Here is a 14847-nt window from a genome sequence, read left to right as displayed (position 1 = left end):
CCTGCCATTAAACTTGGTTGTTCAACCACTAAAGGGTAAAAGTCGTTACGACACGCACTAAATACAATCACAGCTTTAGAGATTGCTAAGCGTTCAATAACCGATAAAAAATGGCTGCGTGTTTCGCTACTAAATATAGGAGAAGAAAGCAGTACTTCTAAGCGGTCAATAAATAAAAATAACTGGGGTGTTTTAAGTTGTGTAGAGGCTTTACTAAGTGCAGCTTGTATGGCGTTAATTACGCCATCTATTGCCAATTCTAGTTGCTCTGCAAGTGTTTGCGCGCTTAATCCTTCAAACACAGGCTGGGCGTTTATATCCCAATCAAGTAATGCAGAAGCTAAGTCTAGAAAAAGTCTATTTTTATGCACATCTGCAAAGTCGATCTGGGTGTAGGAAATAACCTCGATGCTATTATAGCCTCGCTCATCTAGCAGTTTTGGTAAAATTCCAGCATTAACAAGCGAGGATTTACCTGTACCACTAGGGCCAAGTATTAAGCAAAAAGCACGACCGTAATTTACCTGGCTAGATATCCTTTCCAGCAGGGTAGCTATAGATTGGGTACGGCCAAAAAAAACGTGGGTATCATTTGGGTTATATGCACGCAGGCCTAAGAAAGGGGATCCTCCCTGCCATGTACTTTTAGTGCTTGGGATAGGATCTGCTAACGGAAAAGATAATTTTGCAATAATGCGGTAGCCACGTTTACGGATAGTTTCAATATAATGTGGTTCATTGGCTTTATCACCGAGCGCTTTTCTTAGTTGAGTGATAGTTTTATGTAATGGATTATCGCCAATATCAGTATTTTTCCAGCATTTATTGAGCAATTCATCGCTGCTTACAATGTCGCCATTTTGTTGACACAAATGCAATAAAACTTCCATCGCTTTGGGCTCTAACTGTTTGGCTTTACCAGTGAGTTGAATTGAGTTAGTTGAAGGTGTTACTTGCCAATCGCCTAGGTAGAAGGGGTTGCGCATCATCATTACTCATTATTGTTTTTTATTATTAAAATTAAGTGCGTATTGATATTTATTAACACTATTTATATGGCAAATAAATCTATAACACAACTATTTGAGTTTATTCTGAGCAGAGGGGGGGAGTAAAGGATGAGCTTGCAGATATGCAAGCTCAAAATAAAAATAAATTAGCTTTCTAGGTCGGCTTTGTTAATTGTAATGACGCGTTGAGGGAATGGAATTTCAATATCAGCGTTATTAATTGCTTTATAAACACCACCGTTAATAGCCAGTTTGGTTTCGATAATTTTAGTAGTAGGCACCCAATATCGGTAGCTTATTGTAACACCGCTATCGGCGAAGCGTTCAATACCCACTTGTGATAACGGATTTTGTGCGACTAATTCATGTGCTTTAAGTACGTCTTCAATGAGGCTAATCGCGTTATCAGAGCATGCACTATAAGCTATATCTATTTCACCTTTGATCAATGAGTAACTAAATGAGTTGTGAAGTATTTCACCCACTATGTGCTTATTTGGAATGGTGATTTCTACTTTTTCTTCATTGATTAAAATAGTGTAGCCAAGCTCAATTGTTTTAACTTGGCCGCTTACATTTTTAACTTCAATAGTATCACCAACAACAAAAGGTCGAGTGGCTATAATGGCAAGGCCTGCACCATAATTAGAAAGCATTCCTTGCAGCGCTAAACCAGCACCTAAAGATGCAGCACCAATGGCTGCTACAAATGGCGTAACGCTGATACCTATTTTGCCAAGTGCAATAATTATAACCATTACAATTAGCAGTACTTTTACCACGCTACTGACAAAGTTTGTGAGCGTAATATCAACGTTATGGCGGGTCATTAACGCGGCTACAAATTTGGCAAGCTTTTGTGCTATCCACAAACCAATGAGGACGATAAAAATAGCGCCAACAATTTGCATACTGTAGGTAACCATATACTCAGTAAGCATGGTGTAATATTTTTCAAACTGTTCGATTTCAGAACTGATCATAAAGCGCTCTATGTTAGGGCTATGTTGTATTTTTCCAACTATAGCAAAATGTTGACTAAAAATGGATATAACAGCGGCACTATAATCGCTGTTAATAAAGCACTTAGTGCCATTGCAACTGATGAGTAAGCGCCTACTTTTGGATGCTCAGCAATAGCAGCAGCGGTCCCAATTGCATGGCAAGCTGTGCCCATGGCAACGCCTTGAGATTCGTGATTAAAAATATTAATGAGTTTAAAAAGCATAAAACCAAATAAAGCGCCTAGTAAACCAATAAAAATAACTAAAGCCGCAGCAAGTGAGCTAATCCCTCCTAACGAGTCGGTAACAATTAAAGATATTGGGGTCGTCACACTGAGTGCGGCAACAGATGCACTTAGCTGCGCTGGCGAATTAAATAATATGCTTAGCAAAAATGCCACAACGGTTGCGTTAACAATACCTAAGCTACATGTTGCGACTATGAGTAATAGATTTTTTCGTACGTGTGTAAACTGCTGATATAAAGGAAGCGCTAGAGCCACAATTGCGGGCTCTAATAACCAGCTTAGTAATTTGCTGTGCGTGGCAAATTGCGTATAAGGCAAATTTAGATTAACGAGTAATAAAGCAATAATACTAATACTTAAAAATACGGGGTTGGTGAGCGATTTAAATACGCTGCTTTTTATACTTTGGTTTACGGCCCTTAGCGCTAAAAATAATACAATAATGAAAGGAATACTTAGCCACCATAAATTAGGCTGTAGCTCTGAAATAGCGGAAAAAGTAAAATTAGTCATTATTTTCTCTTCCCTTAAAGTACGCAATTACACTGCTAACAAGCAATAAGGTAGTTATAGGGACAAGCACCACAACTGATGCTAAAAATGCCCAGTGCAATTTTATAAGGCCGAGATGCTCAATAAATCCCACGCCAGCTGGAATGAAAAAGATAGGCATAATATTTAAAATAGGGGAGGCGCATGGTTTTACATGTTGCTCTTTTACAATACCCGATAAGAGTAAAACTAATAAAATAACCATAGCGAGTAGCGGTGCAGGAAAGCTTCCACCAATAAAGTGCATAATGAGTTTAGCGCAGGCTAAACATAGTAATATAATAGCGCTACTGAGCAGATATTTCATCAAAGTGGCTCACAGAAAAGATAAGAGCTTAACTTTAACAAATCAAACTCTTTTATGCATTGTGCAATAGTCTACCAATGCTTTGTATTTGCGTAGGTTATATCCGCTTTTCCTTTTGCTTTAGCAATTGCTTTTTTAGTGTTTGGGTTTAGCAGTAAGCGAATTTGGCTGAAAGTTTCTTTAGCGAGTATTTTTCGTTGGTTTGGTTTATAGCTAAGTTGTGTAACACGTTTAATAGCAGCAAGCGTATCGGGTGAGCGCTCAAGTAATGTATTGAGCATGTTTTGCGTGGCTTGTTGAGTATCATCGGTAAGCTGAGTAACTAAACCTAGCTCATTTGCTTGTTGTGCTGTGATTGGGTTTGCGTGGCTTGCAAGCCAAAGTGCTTGGTCACGCTTAACTAAACCGCTCATCATTACATTTGCGCCCATATCGGGGCACAAGCCCCAACGCGCTTCCATAATGGCAAGCTTGGCATCAATATGAACAATCCTGTAATCAGCACCCAGCGCTATTTGTAATCCTCCCCCTAAACAGTTGCCATCAATTTGTGCAATAACAGGCACGCTCAGTGACTGCCAGCCTAATACTACTTTTTGCGCTAAATTTTGATTGCCAGGTAACCATTTAAGCAATAATTTTATAATATTCAATGGTGCCGCCATTACGGCTGATATATCAAGCCCTGCACAAAAATGCTCGCCATCGCCTTTTATTACTACAGCACGAATACTGCGATCTCTTTTTATGTTTTTAATGGCTTTGTTTAGCTCTACAAACATTTCAAAGCTTAATGCGTTTTGTTTTTTTGCTCTGCTAAGCGTGACGGTTGCAATGCCATTTTGTTTTTCTAGTTTTATCATTACACACTCCTCTGACCTGTTAGTTGAGCTTATGTTGTTATAAGAATTAAGTAAAGTGACGGTATTTTTTAAATAAATGGAATTTATTGCTAAAGCTGTAGTCTTAAAGGGTTAGATTTAGATGAGAAAAAGCTAAACAATTAGAACTTGAGATAATAAAATTTTTTACGTTGTTATTTTAAGCTTAAATTAAAAAAGTAATCTTGATATTCAATGGGTTAGTTAAATTGTTATTTATTGTTTGAGCTGTATGCTGAATAAAGCATGACTCAGTTACAAAAAAGTCAGTGTTTTACGCTTTTTTTTATCAAAATGATGATGAGATTTGATAATATAGCGCAACTTAAAAGCTTAAGGTTAAGCACATATGTCGGGTCCACGTTTATATACGGTAGAAGAAGCTACTCACCAAGCTTATGATATTTTTTTAGAGCTAGCGCCAAATAACTTGAGTGATAAAGATGTTGAAGACTTTAATGAGTTTAGAGAAGACCTAGGCTTTATTGAAGAAGACGAGCCAGACGATCAGTGGCAAGATTTTGTTGCCCTTGAGATAGAGCCAGAGCACTTTATTCAGGTGCTAGTTGGTTTAGAATTTGAAAATGATGATGTTTTGTTTGCTAAAATTTTGATTAGTCGTGATAAAGATGCTCCGTTTTGTCATATTTTATGGAAAGAGAGTGAATAAGCAATACCGCTTATTTTTATAATTGTGTGCAGAGAGAGTGTTGTGCGTAAGTATTTATTTTTAATTTTTTTAATAATTAGCTGCCCAAGTTGGGCTGTTGATCCATTTGAAGATTTTCATGAATATGGCAAGCTCTCTGATGAAGAAATTCATGAGTTACACAAAGGTGATATGCTTTACGGTGATACTGAATTTGGTTTTATTCTAAGTAAAGGTAACACCAATTCGACCAGTTTTAAGCTCAAAGGTAATTTATACCAAGATTTTGAAAAGTGGCGTAACCAATTCAAAATAGACTCTCTTTATAAGCGTGATGAGAACGATGAAAGCGGTGGCACTGATGTTACAGCTAATCGTATTTTTGTATCAGCGCAAGGTAACTATAAAGTAGGTGTTAAAAACTCCTCATTTTTTATTTACGGTGATTACGAAGAAGATGAGTTTAGTGGACTTGATTTTAAAAGCACGGTGGCGACAGGCTATGGTGCGCGTGTATATCAAGGCTCTAAAAACAAAGTAGATATTGATATAGGACCTGGTTTATACCGTTCAGTCGCCGATGAGGATTCGGATGTGAGCGAAGATGAAATTGATAAAACCGGTTATTTAGTACGTGTTGCAATGCAGTGGGAACGTTTAGTTTCTAAGCGTACTCGTTTTAATCAAGATGTGAGTATAGAGCAGTCGCTTTCAGGTCTTAATTCTCGCTTAAAATCGGAAACCGCACTGATAAGCCAAGTGATTGGCGCGGTATCACTCAAATTTACCTACATGTATCGTTATAATTCAAAACCCGAAGATGATAAACTCAAGTTTGACTCAGAGCTGAGTGCTACATTGGTATACAGCTTTTAAGTATTTATTTAATTTAGAGAATATTATGTATCAGCATAAACAGTATGCGGTGTTTATCTTTTTTGTATTAGCGTGGATTGGCGGTTTTGTGGCGCTTGCGTGGAACTTGTTAGGCGCTGATGGACCTTTAATAATATTTACTGGGATTTTAGTGCTGGTGGGCTTTTTGTTCCATGGCCTAACAGTAAAAGTAGATGATAAAAATATTAGCTGGGCGTTTGGTCCAGGCGTTGCTGGGCAAAGTATTGAGCTTAGCGAAGTCGCAGAAGCAAAAGCAGTTCAAAACTCTTACAGGCACGGTATTGGTATGCGAATTACTCATGATGGTTGGGTATATACAGTATCTGGCTTTAGTGCAATACAGTTAACGCTCAAAGATGGCACCTTGTATAGAGTTGGTACAAACGATCAAAAAGGTTTACTAGCTGCTTTAAAAGAAAAAAACGTATCAATCGCGCTGCCTAGTAAGCCAAAAGCTGAAACGGTTAAGCGTAACAATATGATATAAAAAAAAGCGCCTTAGGCGCTTTTTCTATTTGTTTAGCAGTGCATTAGTGGTCGTGGCCACACCCACCTTCGCCATGTACGTGGCCGTGAGTTAATTCATCTTCTGTCGCATCACGTACTTCTAGTATTTCTACATCAAAGTTAAGTGTTATACCTGCAAGTGGGTTATTACCATCTACAATCACTTCTTCATCTTGGATATCGATGATCATTACTGATTGGTCACCATCATCTGTTGATGCACGAAATTGCATGCCAACTTCAATTTCCATACCTTCAAACATTGATTTAGGTACTGCTTGCATTAGGTTTTCGTGGCGCTCGCCGTAACCTTCTTCAGGTTCAACCTTTACGCTAAGCGTGTCGCCTGGTTGCTTGCCCAGCAAAGCATTTTCTAGGCCTGAAATTAAATAGCCTGTGCCAATGATAAAGTGTAGTGGCTCACCACCGAACGAGTTATCAATGCTATTGCCATCATTATCCATTACTGAATAATGCATTTTTACCACTTTGTTTGCCGCAACGATCATAGTCATTCCTATTTATTCATCTTCAAGAGAGTAGGGTAGAGGCAGAATGCTTAGCTCCACCTGAGGTGTGTGTTTTGCACGAAGTACCTGAGTTACATCAGTATCGTTTGGCAACACAACGAGGCCTGTTAATTTATTTGTTTGCTCATCAAAGCTTTGTGCAATAAGTTTACCTGCACGGCGCCAATTTTCGCCTAATTGGGTTTCTAAATCAGGCTCTAAAAGAATCCCTTCGCTTTGCCCTGAAACGATATACATTGCACGTTTATTTTTACCAAGGTACTTCATACGGGCTACTGTTTCTTGACCGGTATAACACCCTTTTTTGAAACTTATACCGCCAATAGCATGTAGGTTTACCATTTGAGGAACGTACTCGCCAATTGCATTTGCACTTAGCTGAGGCTCACCGGCAAGCATCGCTGCTTGTTGCCAAGGGGCTTCGTTATCAAGTGTGGATACGTTATCAGGCATGCTAAATTGGTTATCAACCATTATTAAAACACGGTTATCAGCTAATTTTAGCGCTTTACCATTCGTGAAATCACACGCGCTTGCATCGCCTTCAAAGCTAATATCAAGTTGTGCCAGTACATCCGATAAATCATCACCAATTAAACCAATTAAACGCTTTGAGCATTCAGTAATATCAACTTTTGCAAATACAGCGTATTTTTTAAGTTCAGCTAATGATTTTTCAACTTCAGCTTGGCTACCCGCAAGGTAGTAGCTATCTTGGTAAGAAAATAATTTAAATACACCCCAAAGTTTACCTTTGGCGCTGCAATGGCCAGCCCACAAATAATTACTGCTGGTTAATTTATTTAGATCTTGAGTGATTTGTCCGTGCAAATAAGATAATTTATCAGCACCGCAGAGGCTAATAAGTTGATGAGATAACGGACATGCATAAACGCTCGACATAAAAACCTTCTTTGCAATATAAATGAAGTGACATAATAACGCAGTTGTTACGTATGGTACAGACAAGCGCTTATTGGTGCGGGTTTATTATTTAATGAGAGATTAATAGCTGCTAAATAGGCTTGTGTTTGTTAAACTCGAGTCAATTAAGTATGAGGTTTAAAATGGTTGAAATTCATAGTAAAGCACGTATTCGTTGGGCTTGTCGTCGTGGCATGTTAGAGCTAGATGTTTTGTTTATGCCGTTTGTAGAAGAAGCATACGACTCTTTGAGCGCAGAGCAACAGGCTATCTTTCAGCGTTTACTAACAGAAGAAGACCCTGACTTATTTGCATGGTTTATGGGTCATGAAGAATGTAAAGACGAGCAGTTAAACGGTATGGTTTCGCTGATCTTAGACCGAGTTCGTGTATAGGTTTACGGTTACAAATAATAAAGCTGACCACAAACCAATTGTGGTCTTTTTTTGTATGCTCAGTTTTATATTATGTTTATTTTTAGATTCACTATTAGCTATGCTTTTTTGTTTAATAATAAATGCACTAGCTGGCTTGATAATGTGGCGCAAAGTATTAGCAATTCACCCAAATGAGGGAATTATAATATTAGAACCAAAGTTATTTAGATTTGAGGGCGAGAGCTTAAAAATTCAGGGTGAAATAAGTAACAAAAGCCGATTTTATGGTAATAATATATGGCTTCATATTAAAGGTTTTAGTAACAACCATTGGCTTATAATTTCAGCCAATGGCGTTAATGAGCAAAGTTATGCGCGTCTAAAACGTGCCACTGTCGGCGCAATTAATTGCGTTTTGGAGTCAAAATAGTCGGCGTTGGATTTTCACTTTGTTCAGGGTAATCAATAGTGTAATGCAAGCCTCTGCTTTCTTTTCGCTCCATAGCACTTCTAATAATTAGCTCTGATACTTGCACTAAATTACGAAGCTCAAGTAAGTTGTTACTTACTCTAAAGTTTGCATAGTAATCGTGTATTTCTTGCTGTAGCAACTCAACTCTATGCAGTGCTCGTTCTAAGCGTTTAGTAGAGCGTACAATACCTACATAATCCCACATAAATAAACGTAGTTCATGCCAGTTATGGGTAATAACAATTTCTTCATCTGAGTTACTAACACGGCTCTCATCCCAATGAGGAAGCGCCATCGGCTCTGGTGCATGTTCAATTTTACTTAAAATATCTTTAGCTGCAGCGTGGGCAAATACAATGCACTCTAATAGTGAATTACTTGCCATACGGTTTGCACCATGCAAGCCTGTGTAAGCAACTTCGCCAACAGCATACAAGTTATCGAGATCTGTTTTACCGTTAAAGTCGGTCATTACGCCACCACAAGTGTAATGCGCAGCAGGTACAACAGGGATTGCTTCTTTTGTTATATCAAGCCCTACACTTAGGCATTTTGCGTAAATAGTAGGAAAGTGCTCAATAATAAAGTCTTTATCTTTGTGGCTAATATCTAAATAAACACAATTGGCGCCTAAGCGCTTCATTTCAAAATCGATTGCGCGTGCCACTATATCGCGTGGAGCAAGCTCTTCACGGCTATCAAAGTCTTTCATAAACCGAGTTCCATCAGGGCGCTTTAAATAAGCCCCTTCACCGCGCATGGCTTCGGTAATTAAAAAGTTTTGTAGCTCTGGATGATAAAGACTTGTTGGATGAAATTGATTAAATTCCATGTTGGCAACTTTACAACCTGCACGCCAAGCCATTGCAATACCATCACCACTTGATACGTCTGGATTAGATGTATATAAATACACTTTACTTGCACCACCGGTTGCAAGAGCAACAAATTTAGCTGAAATGGTTTCTACCTTTTTAGCTTTTTTGTTCCACACATACATGCCTTCAATGTGTGAGCCTGTTTTTCCGGCGCTTTTATCTGTGATTAAATCAATGGCGTTGTATTGCTCTAAAAGCGTTATATTTTTATGAATTTTAACTTGGCTGATAAGTGTTGTTTGCACCGCTTTGCCTGTTGCATCGGCTGCATGCAATATACGACGATGGCTGTGACCACCTTCACGTGTTAAGTGAAAACGCTCTTTTCCTTTGCTATCAAACTCCATATCAAAGGGTACGCCTTGGTCGATTAACCACTGTAGGCAATCGTGAGCATTGCTGGCGGTATAATGAACAGCGTCTCTATCGCATAAACCGCCGCCTGCATCGAGTGTATCTTCAACATGAGATTCTATGCTGTCGTTTTGTTTATCAAATACAGCAGCTATACCGCCTTGGGCATACAAAGTAGAACCTTCGGTAAGCGCTCCTTTACTGATCACGGTAACGTTACAATAATTAGCTAGAGATAATGCAAGTGATAAGCCTGCTGCGCCGCTACCTATAATAGCGACATCTGCAATGTGATGTTTATTTTGGTTCATGTCAGAGGTACTTTGCGGTTACAATGCTCATATAGAGCAATATTTGTTTTTAATATCTGTAGTTGTATCATATTTGTCATACTACTACGTAGTGATTTTAAAGGCTTAGCGCCGTTATTATCATCTATTTTATAAAAAAATAATATTAAGCAGAACTTTTTATTCATAAAGAGGTCAGAGTATTTGTGAACAATGACGACAATATGAATAACAAGCAAAAATCAGACATAGGAGTACCGGCTCGAATGAGCGAGCAGGAATTAGATTTAGTGCTAGTAAAAAGGGTCCAGCAAGGAGATAAAAACGCCTTCAACCTATTAGTAAAGAAGTATCAAAACAAAATTGCAGGTTTGATCTCACGTTATGTATCTAACCAAGGCGATATTGCTGATGTAGCACAAGAAGCTTTTATTAAAGCTTACCGTGCACTTCCTAACTTTAGAGGTGACAGCGCCTTTTACACGTGGTTATACCGTATTGCCGTTAATTGTGCTAAAAATTACTTAGTAGCCCAGGGGCGTAAGCCGCCAGCAAATGATATAGACGCTGAAGATGCCGAGTTTTATGATTGTGCAGATTCAATGCGATCGAATGCATCTCCTGAAAACCTACTTTTAAGCGAAGAAGTACGCGCTGTTATTTTTAATACGATTGATAGTTTGCCTGAAGATCTTAAAACCGCAATCACCCTTAGAGAAATAGAAGGGATGAGCTATGAAGAAATAGCCGTGGTAATGGATTGCCCAGTCGGGACTGTGCGTTCGCGTATATTTCGTGCCCGTGAAGCAATAGATAACAAATTAAACCCATTAATAGGCGAGTCTTAGTATGACAAAAGCACACCTTAACAAGTTAGATAACGAAGCGTTATCGGCATTACTTGATGGCGAGCAACATCTAAATGATGCAAAAATTGCAGAGCAAGATGTAACTACGTTTGGCCGTTATGCGTTAATTGGTGATGCGATGCGTGCTCAAAAAAATAATAACGACATATATATTGATATTAGCGATCGCGTTGCATTAGCACTTGAAAGCGAGCCTGTTTATGCTGACTTTAGTCAGTCAAAAACACAGCCTCAAGCAATCACTGAAACAGTACAAGATAATAAAGTAGTCGCTTTTAATTGGCGCAAACCAGTTGCTCAATTAGCTATTGCAGCAAGTGTAGCGATGTTTGCTATTGTGGGCGTTAATACGCTTCCTCAAAGTAACAATGAGCAGCAAAGTGAAATTCCATTACTGCAAACCACACCGCTAGCAGGTATGGCTTCGCCAGTAAGTTATTCGTCTGAGCCTGCGCTTGAAAATGCTGAGCAAGGTTTACGTGAACTACAGCAACAGCGTATTGGTGCGTTAGTTCTTGAGCATCAACGCCAAGCACGAGTTGCGAATTCTTTAGAAACAGCGCAAACTAATACCAAAGCGTCTGAGGAAAAAAACTAATTAAATGAAAGTAATCACTTTTGTTCTGTCGTTGGTAGTAAGCTTGAATGCATTTGCCAACGACACAAATCCTGCCAAAGATTTATTACTCAAAATGGCTAATGCCGTTCACACCCGTAATTTTGACGCCTCGTTTGTGGTTGTCAAAGGTAAAACAATGGAACCCTACCGATGGGTGCATGCTTTACAAGGTGACACCGAACTTGAGCATTTAAGTTTACTTAACGGTGCTGGGCTTGAAATGGTCCGTATCGATAATCAAGTAACTTATTTTGAACCTCAGTCTGAACCATATTCTCTAAAAACAGATTCAATAGCAGGTCCAATCCCTGAAGTACTTTTTAAAGATATAGATCGCTTAAGTGCGCACTATGATTTTGTACTAGGCGGAAAAGGGCGTATTGCAGGGCGCGCAGCGCAACTTGTTCGCATTGAATCTAAAGACGAGTATAAATATAATTATTGGATTTGGCTGGATATGGAATCGTCGTTGTTACTAAAAGCCGCGTACGTTAACCATGAAGGTGAAGCCTTAGAGCAGTTACAGCTTACACACATTAGTGTGACAGAGCAGCCAGCCGGTATGCTAGTTGAAGTGCTCAATCGAAACTTTCCAACGCCTTTGCCAAACGATGCACTTATAAATGAAGATAGTACTGCCACAAACTGGAAAATCAGCTGGTTACCAGATGGCTTTGAGTTGCTAAAATCAGACAGACATAAGCTCGATTTAAATAACGAATTAACTGATTATTACTTGTTCTCTGATGGTTTTGTTGAGGTTTCTGTATTTATTCAGCGCCCATTACCAGGTAAGCGTTTAAGTGGAGCACTCACTTCTGGTGCAACGACAGTATATGTGCATAATGGCGGTAATTTTGATGTATCGGTTGTTGGTAATGTACCGAGTATGACCGCAAAAGCGATTGCAGAGTCAGTTACTCGCGCACTATAGACGATTCCGTAAGGATTGTTATGATTGAACAAACCCTCACTGTTGTGGCCCTCGATGGCCACATTGCTCATTTAGAAGCACAGCAAAAACAAGCTTGTGAAGGCTGCAATGGTCGTTGCGGCTCACAAGTGTTTGGTAAACTGTTTGGCACTGCAAAAAAAACCTTTCCTTATAAATTTGAATCCTCAGTAGAAATAGGGCAAAAGGTCACTTTGTCACTAGATGATAGTCATGTCGTTAAGCATGCTTTTGCGGTTTACATGCTACCGCTCCTTTTGAGTCTTGTTTTTGCATTTGTTGCGGCGCAATTGTTTATAGCTTCCGAAGGCTGGCAGATTTTAGCTGCTGCTCTAGGTGGCGTTACTGGCTTTTTTATAGCTAAAACTCGCGTGAAATCTCTAAAGCACGATATAAAAGTTATAAAAATTCACCCAATTAGTATCCCTTTAACTCAAATAGATGGTGATTGACGCCAATTAAATGTAAAATTGTCGTTTTATACCAAAGTAACTTGGAAATACAGGGAATCGTGGTTTTTTAAATTATTTTATCTGACTGAATTATTTAAGTTAAGTAAATATAACTTATTGTTATTCAATACATAAAATGGTTGTAACCCATCTTAAAAAGCGTAAGTACTGTTTGTTATATACAAATTTAGCTTATGGCATCCTAAAGCAAGTATTTTCAAGTCACTTAGGTATTCATATTTAGTCCATTAAAATAGAAGTATAGAATCCAGTTTATGAAGCATATCCGTAATTTTTCGATCATCGCCCATATTGACCATGGTAAATCGACCCTTTCAGATCGTTTGATCCAAGTTTGTGGCGGTTTAACCGACCGTGAAATGCAAAAACAAGTTTTGGATTCAATGGATATTGAGCGCGAACGTGGTATTACCATTAAAGCGCAAAGTGTAACGTTGAATTACAAAGCGAACGACGGCGAAACCTACCAACTTAATTTTATTGATACTCCAGGACACGTTGATTTTACGTATGAAGTTTCACGATCTTTAGCTGCTTGTGAAGGCGCGTTGCTTGTTGTTGATGCAGGCCAAGGCGTTGAAGCACAAACACTAGCTAACTGTTACACCGCTATTGAAATGGAATTAGAAGTAATTCCAGTACTTAATAAAATCGATTTACCGCAAGCGGATCCTTTACGTGTTGCAGAAGAAATTGAAGAGATTATTGGTATTGATGCCCTTGATGCAGTGCAGTGTAGCGCTAAAACAGGTGTAGGTATTGCCGAAGTTCTTGAAATGATTGTTAAAGATGTACCGCCGCCAGTAGGCGACAAAGATGCACCTTTACAAGCACTTATTATCGATTCTTGGTTTGACCCATACCAAGGCGTTGTATCACTAGTGCGTATTAAGCACGGTGAATTACGCACTGGCGACAAAATAAAAATAATGTCGAACGAGCATATACATACTGCCGACCAAGTAGGTGTGTTCACTCCTAAGCAAACCAACACCGGTATTTTAAGAACAGGTGAAGTAGGGTTTGTTATTGCTGGTATTAAAGAGATACATGGTGCGCCAGTAGGTGACACTATTACTCATCAAAAAAATGCAGCTCCACTTCGCTTACCTGGCTTTCAAAAAATTAAGCCTCAGGTTTATGCGGGTATGTTCCCAATTGCATCAGATGAGTATGAATCGTTCCGTGATGCACTTAATAAATTAAGCTTAAACGATGCGTCGTTATTCTTTGAACCAGAGAATTCAACTGCACTAGGCTTTGGTTTCCGCTGTGGCTTTTTAGGTATGCTACACATGGAAATCATTCAAGAGCGTTTAGAGCGTGAATACGATATTGATTTAATTACAACAGCACCTACGGTAATCTATGAGATAGTTACTAAAGAAGGTACATTTCAGATTGATAATCCATCTGATTTGCCTGCAGTAAACGATATTGTAGAGATTCGTGAGCCGATTGTTGAAGCTAATATTTTGGTACCACAAGAATACCTAGGTAACGTTATTACTTTGTGTATTGAAAAACGTGGTAGCCAAACAAAAATGACTTATCACGGAAAGCAAGTAGCTGTAACTTACGAGCTACCTATGGCTGAAGTGGTGATGGACTTCTTTGATAAATTAAAATCAACTAGCCGTGGTTTTGCGTCGCTTGATTATAACTTTAAACACTTTCAAACATCAGATATGGTGCGTGTTGATATTTTAATCAATGGTGAGCGCGTTGACGCACTTGCGATAATTGTTCACAGAGATGGTGCACAGTCTCGTGGTCGCCAGTTAGCTGATGCGTTAAAAGAGCTTATCCCACGTCAAATGTTTGATATTGCGATTCAAGCAGCGATTGGACAACACGTTATTGCACGTACTACGGTAAAACAATTACGTAAAAACGTAATTGCTAAGTGTTACGGCGGTGATGTGAGTCGTAAGAAAAAGCTACTTAAAAAGCAAAAAGATGGTAAAAAACGTATGAAGCAAGTAGGTAATGTTGAAGTGCCTCAAGAAGCGTTTTTAGCTATTTTAAAAGTTGGCAAATAAAAACAAAGGATT

Annotated in this window: 18 protein-coding genes; 10 read left to right on the top strand and 8 right to left on the bottom strand. The window is 38.8% G+C overall.

Annotation, left to right across the window (positions count from 1 at the left end; genetic code table 11):
- The 5 genes from L655_RS0108105 to L655_RS0108085 all read right to left on the bottom strand — a co-directional run.
- A partial coding sequence (locus tag L655_RS0108105; RefSeq protein ID WP_033011706.1) for a winged helix-turn-helix domain-containing protein occupies nt 1-989 on the bottom strand: 989 nt, incomplete at its 3' end.
- Between the two features lie 167 nt (nt 990-1156).
- On the bottom strand, nt 1157-1993 hold the full coding sequence (locus tag L655_RS0108100) for a mechanosensitive ion channel family protein (RefSeq protein WP_024604712.1): 837 nt from the start codon (nt 1991-1993) through the stop codon (nt 1157-1159).
- A 38-nt stretch (nt 1994-2031) separates the two neighbouring features.
- Nucleotides 2032-2775: an LrgB family protein gene (locus L655_RS0108095; RefSeq protein WP_024604711.1), complete on the bottom strand. Its 744-nt coding sequence runs from the start codon at nt 2773-2775 to the stop codon at nt 2032-2034.
- Nucleotides 2768-3121 carry a CidA/LrgA family protein gene (locus L655_RS0108090; RefSeq protein WP_024604710.1) on the bottom strand — a complete coding sequence of 118 codons (354 nt, stop codon included), beginning with the start codon at nt 3119-3121 and terminating at the stop codon, nt 2768-2770. Before L655_RS0108090 ends, L655_RS0108095 begins: the two co-directional genes overlap by 8 nt.
- Nucleotides 3122-3192: 71 nt before the next feature.
- The gene (locus tag L655_RS0108085; protein ID WP_024603617.1) at nt 3193-3984 is read right to left on the bottom strand and encodes a crotonase/enoyl-CoA hydratase family protein; all 792 of its coding nucleotides are present in this window, start codon (nt 3982-3984) and stop codon (nt 3193-3195) included.
- A 367-nt stretch (nt 3985-4351) separates the two neighbouring features.
- On the opposite strand from L655_RS0108085, the gene L655_RS0108080 reads away from it, so the two are divergent.
- From L655_RS0108080 to L655_RS0108070, 3 genes are read left to right on the top strand one after another with little or no spacing between them, the layout of a single operon-like run.
- The gene (locus L655_RS0108080) at nt 4352-4672 is read left to right on the top strand and encodes an HI1450 family dsDNA-mimic protein (RefSeq protein WP_002958729.1); all 321 of its coding nucleotides are present in this window, start codon (nt 4352-4354) and stop codon (nt 4670-4672) included.
- A 42-nt stretch (nt 4673-4714) separates the two neighbouring features.
- Nucleotides 4715-5527: a DUF481 domain-containing protein gene (locus L655_RS0108075; RefSeq protein WP_024597159.1), complete on the top strand. Its 813-nt coding sequence runs from the start codon at nt 4715-4717 to the stop codon at nt 5525-5527.
- A 25-nt stretch (nt 5528-5552) separates the two neighbouring features.
- Nucleotides 5553-6035 (top strand): hypothetical protein, encoded by a 483-nt coding sequence (locus L655_RS0108070; RefSeq protein ID WP_002958727.1) that lies wholly within the window; start codon nt 5553-5555, stop codon nt 6033-6035.
- 43 nt (nt 6036-6078) lie between these two features.
- Here the strand turns inward: L655_RS0108070 and L655_RS0108065 are convergent, their stop codons facing one another.
- Both L655_RS0108065 and L655_RS0108060 read right to left on the bottom strand, forming a co-directional pair.
- Nucleotides 6079-6564, bottom strand: coding sequence for a peptidylprolyl isomerase (locus L655_RS0108065; protein WP_002958726.1), 486 nt, complete (start codon nt 6562-6564; stop codon nt 6079-6081).
- A 12-nt stretch (nt 6565-6576) separates the two neighbouring features.
- A complete protein-coding gene (locus L655_RS0108060) occupies nt 6577-7488 on the bottom strand; it encodes a folate-binding protein YgfZ (RefSeq protein WP_024604709.1) in 912 nt (303 codons plus the stop codon).
- A gap of 164 nt (nt 7489-7652) precedes the next feature.
- On the opposite strand from L655_RS0108060, the gene L655_RS0108055 reads away from it, so the two are divergent.
- Nucleotides 7653-7904: a succinate dehydrogenase assembly factor 2 gene (locus L655_RS0108055; RefSeq protein WP_002958724.1), complete on the top strand. Its 252-nt coding sequence runs from the start codon at nt 7653-7655 to the stop codon at nt 7902-7904.
- Between the two features lie 55 nt (nt 7905-7959).
- Entirely contained in the window at nt 7960-8316 is a 357-nt protein-coding gene (locus L655_RS1000000127910; protein ID WP_024604708.1) for a hypothetical protein, read from the top strand.
- On the opposite strand, the gene nadB is transcribed toward L655_RS1000000127910, so the two are convergent.
- Complete coding sequence (gene nadB / locus L655_RS0108045; RefSeq protein ID WP_002958722.1) at nt 8291-9901, bottom strand: L-aspartate oxidase; 1611 nt, start codon at nt 9899-9901, stop codon at nt 8291-8293. The two genes, L655_RS1000000127910 and nadB, sit on opposite strands and share 26 nt — an antisense overlap.
- A gap of 245 nt (nt 9902-10146) precedes the next feature.
- On the opposite strand from nadB, the gene rpoE reads away from it, so the two are divergent.
- The 5 genes from rpoE (at nt 10147) to lepA (ending at nt 14835) form a co-directional block, all read left to right on the top strand.
- A complete protein-coding gene (rpoE, locus tag L655_RS0108040; protein ID WP_002958721.1) occupies nt 10147-10728 on the top strand; it encodes an RNA polymerase sigma factor RpoE in 582 nt (193 codons plus the stop codon).
- 1 nt (nt 10729) lies between these two features.
- Nucleotides 10730-11347 carry an RseA family anti-sigma factor gene (locus L655_RS0108035; protein ID WP_024604707.1) on the top strand — a complete coding sequence of 206 codons (618 nt, stop codon included), beginning with the start codon at nt 10730-10732 and terminating at the stop codon, nt 11345-11347.
- 4 nt (nt 11348-11351) lie between these two features.
- Nucleotides 11352-12302 carry a MucB/RseB C-terminal domain-containing protein gene (locus L655_RS0108030; RefSeq protein WP_024604706.1) on the top strand — a complete coding sequence of 317 codons (951 nt, stop codon included), beginning with the start codon at nt 11352-11354 and terminating at the stop codon, nt 12300-12302.
- A gap of 20 nt (nt 12303-12322) precedes the next feature.
- Nucleotides 12323-12772 (top strand): SoxR reducing system RseC family protein, encoded by a 450-nt coding sequence (locus tag L655_RS0108025; RefSeq protein ID WP_024604705.1) that lies wholly within the window; start codon nt 12323-12325, stop codon nt 12770-12772.
- A 275-nt stretch (nt 12773-13047) separates the two neighbouring features.
- Nucleotides 13048-14835: a translation elongation factor 4 gene (lepA, locus tag L655_RS0108020; protein ID WP_002958717.1), complete on the top strand. Its 1788-nt coding sequence runs from the start codon at nt 13048-13050 to the stop codon at nt 14833-14835.
- Nucleotides 14836-14847: the final 12 nt, after the last annotated feature.

It is taken from the genome of Pseudoalteromonas sp. TAE79 (assembly GCF_000498015.1).
GTDB lineage: Bacteria > Pseudomonadota > Gammaproteobacteria > Enterobacterales > Alteromonadaceae > Pseudoalteromonas.
The sequence above is the reverse complement of the archived record's forward strand: the minus strand, read 5'-3'. Positions and strand labels throughout refer to the sequence as shown.